At 67.2% G+C, this 3,424-nt stretch carries 2 protein-coding genes; both read left to right on the top strand.

Going from position 1 to position 3,424, the window contains the following annotated elements; genetic code table 11:
* A partial coding sequence (locus ACGFX9_RS38325) for an SDR family NAD(P)-dependent oxidoreductase (RefSeq protein ID WP_393484525.1) occupies window positions 1–1,311 on the top strand: 1,311 nt, incomplete at its 5' end.
* A 38-nt stretch (window positions 1,312–1,349) separates the two neighbouring features.
* The coding region (locus ACGFX9_RS38330) for a type I polyketide synthase (protein WP_393484527.1) at window positions 1,350–3,424 on the top strand (2,075 nt) is incomplete at its 3' end.

A 3,424-nucleotide genomic window follows, 5' to 3' on the forward strand; every position in this document is an offset into this window, starting at 1 on the left:
CGACACCTCATCACCCACCACGGCATACGCCACCTCCTCCTGGCCAGCCGCTCCGGCCCACAAGCACCCGGCGCCGACCAACTCACCACCGAACTCCGTGAGTTGGGCGCTGAGGTCACCATCGCCGCCTGCGACACCGCCGACCCCGACCAACTCACCACACTCCTCAACACCATCCCCACCCAACACCCCCTACAAGCCGTCATCCACACCGCCGGCGTCATCGACATGGCCCCCCTCCAAAACCTCACCCCCCACCAACTCCACACCGTCCTACGCCCCAAAATCGACGCCGCCTGGAACCTCCACCACGCCACCCGCCACCACCACCTCAACGCCTTCATCCTCTACTCCTCCCTCGCCACCACCCTCGCCTCCCCCGGCCAAGCCAACTACGCCGCCGCCAACGCCTACCTCAACGCCCTCGCCCACCACCGCCACACCCAAAACCTCCCCGCCACCAGCATCGCCTGGGGCCCCTGGGCCGACAACAACGGCATGATCCGCCACCTCAACACCACCACCCGCAACCACACCACCCGCACCGGATTCCCACCCCTCACCACCCAACACGCCCTCACCCTCCTCGACACCGCCCTCACCACCCACCACCCCACCACCACCGCAACCCACCTCAACACCACCAACCTCACCACCCAAGCCCACAACAACACCCTCCCCCCACTCCTCCACCACCTCACACCAACCACCCACCACCACAACGGCTCGACCAAGGCCGATACGGCGTCTTCGCGCGCGCGTACAGGCTCCCTGGCAGAAGAGCTCGGTTCCCTCACCAAGGACGAGCAGTCCGAACGTCTGCTGTCCCTGGTCCGCGCGACAGTCGCCGGGGTTCTGGCTCACCCCGAGCCCGAACTCATCGCCGCCCAGCAGTCGTTCAAGGCGCTGGGCTTCGACTCCCTCACCACCGTCCAGCTGCGCAACCACCTCTCCCGCGCGACGGGCCTGCGTCTGCCCGCCACCCTGGCTTTCGACCACCCGACGCCACAGCACATAGCCACGTACCTCCGCGAGCAGCTCGCCCCGTTCGGCGGCCAACAGAGCCGTGACGCAGGGACGTTGGACGTCTTGATGACGGAGATCGGCAAGCTCGAATCGGCCCTCTCGCCCGGAGCCATGGGTGCGGCAGAGCACGCGCAGGTGTCCGCGCGCCTCAAGGAACTCCTCACGTCCTGGGAGAACGGCCACCAGGGCCACCCGGCCATGACCGACCCGGCTCCGGACGACCTGGACTCCGCTACGGACGACGAACTCTTCAGCGTGCTGGATGGCGAGCTCCAGACTCCCTGACCTGCAAATATCTCCGACTTCTGCAAGGGACTAATCAAGTGGCTGGCGAAGACAAGCTCCGGACCTACCTCAAGCGGGCAACCACGGACTTGCGTCAGGCCCGCCGCCGACTGCAGGAAGTGGAGGAGAGCGCCCACGAGCCGATCGCGATCGTGGGTATGGGATGCCGCTACCCAGGGGGCGCCAACTCGCCTGCCGAGTTGTGGGAGTTGGTGGCCGAGGCTCGCGATGTGGTCGGCGAGTTCCCCACGAACCGGGGTTGGGACCTGGACACCCTCTTCGCCACGGTCCCGGATGCAGGGCGGAGGAACGGCGGGGATGGCAGGGACGACGACGGCGGCGGCGACAACGACGGTGACCAGAGCGCGCAGGTGGACGCGGGGCCGGGCACCTCGTCCACCCGGTCCGGTGGTTTCCTCTACGACGCGGATCAGTTCGACGCGGGTTTCTTCAACATCTCGCCCCGCGAGGCCAAGGCCATCGACCCCCAGCAGCGCCTCCTACTGGAAATCACCTGGCAGGCCCTGGAAGACGCGGGCATCGACCCCACCACCCTCGCCGGTACCCAGACCGGAGTCTTCACCGGCCTGTCCCCCAACCACTACGCCGCCCACGGCGACACCGACCTCGAAGGCCACCTCCTCACCGGAAACGCCCTGGCCGTCGCCTCCGGCCGAGTCGCTTACACCCTGGGCCTGCACGGACCCGCACTCAGCGTCGACACCGCCTGCTCCTCATCCCTGGTGGCGGTGCACCTGGCCTGCCAGGCCCTGCGCAACAGCGAATGCGACATGGCCCTGGCCGGGGGCGCCACCGTCATGGCCACCCCCGAAGTCTTCATCGAATTCAGCCGCCAAGGCGGCCTCGCCCCCGACGGACGCTGCAAAGCCTTCGCCGCCAACGCCGACGGAACCGGCTGGGCCGAGGGCGCAGGAGTCATCGTCCTCCAACGCCTCAGCGACGCCCAAACCCAAGGCCGCAACATCCTCGCCATCATCCCCGGCTCCGCCGTCAACCAAGACGGCGCCAGCAACGGCCTCACCGCACCCAACGGCCCCGCCCAAGAACGCGTCATCCAACAAGCCCTTGCCAACGCCCGAATGACTGGTGATCAGGTTGATGCCGTTGAGGCACACGGCACCGGAACCACGCTGGGCGACCCCATCGAAGCCCATGCCCTGCTCAACACCTACGGAAAGCACCACACTGCTGAACAGCCTCTGTACCTGGGGTCGTTGAAGTCCAACATCGGGCACGCGCAAGCCGCCGCAGGCATCGGCGGCATCATCAAAATGGTCCAAGCCCTCAACCACGACGAACTGCCCCCCACCCTGCACGCCGATCAGCCTTCCCCCCACATCGACTGGGCATCGGGACACATCAACCTGCTCACCAAGCCAGCACCCTGGCCGGACAGGGGCAGGCCCCGCAACGCCGCCGTCTCCGCCTTCGGTGTGGGTGGCACCAATGCCCACGTACTCCTCCAGCAAGCACCCGCCCTCGCTACCGGATCAGAGGTGCCGTTGGAGTCGGGCTCGGATTCAGGTTCGGGTTCGGGTGGTGGTGGGTTGGTGTCGTTGGTGTTGTCGGCGAAGTCCGGGGTGGCGTTGGCTGCGCAGGGGGGCCGGTTGTGTGAGCATCTGACGCGTCATCCCGGGTTGTCTTTGGAGCGGGTGGCCGATGCGCTGGCCACCACTCGTACGCTCTTCGATCGTCGGGCTGTGATCACCGTCAATGACCGTGAGGAAGCCCTTACGGCTCTGGCGGCGCTGGCTCAGGGTGTGCCCCATCGTGATCTGGTCACCGGGCCCGAACAGCCCACCACGCAGACCGTGTTCCTCTTCCCCGGCCAGGGCTGTCAGTACCCCGGTATGGGGCGTGCCTTGTATGACACCCACCCCGTCTTCCGTGACGCCCTGGACGAGGCCTGCCACGCCCTGGACCAGCACCTCGAACACCCCCTGCGCGACATCATCTTCTCCCACCCCGGAACCCCCCAAGCAGCGCTCCTGGACCGTACCGACTACACCCAGCCCGCCCTCTTCGCCCTGGGCACCGCCCTCTTCCACCAACTCACCCACCACCACATCACCCCCGACCTCCTCATCGGACA

The organism is Streptomyces sp. NPDC048436 (assembly GCF_043200355.1).
In the GTDB taxonomy this organism is placed as follows: domain Bacteria; phylum Actinomycetota; class Actinomycetes; order Streptomycetales; family Streptomycetaceae; genus Streptomyces.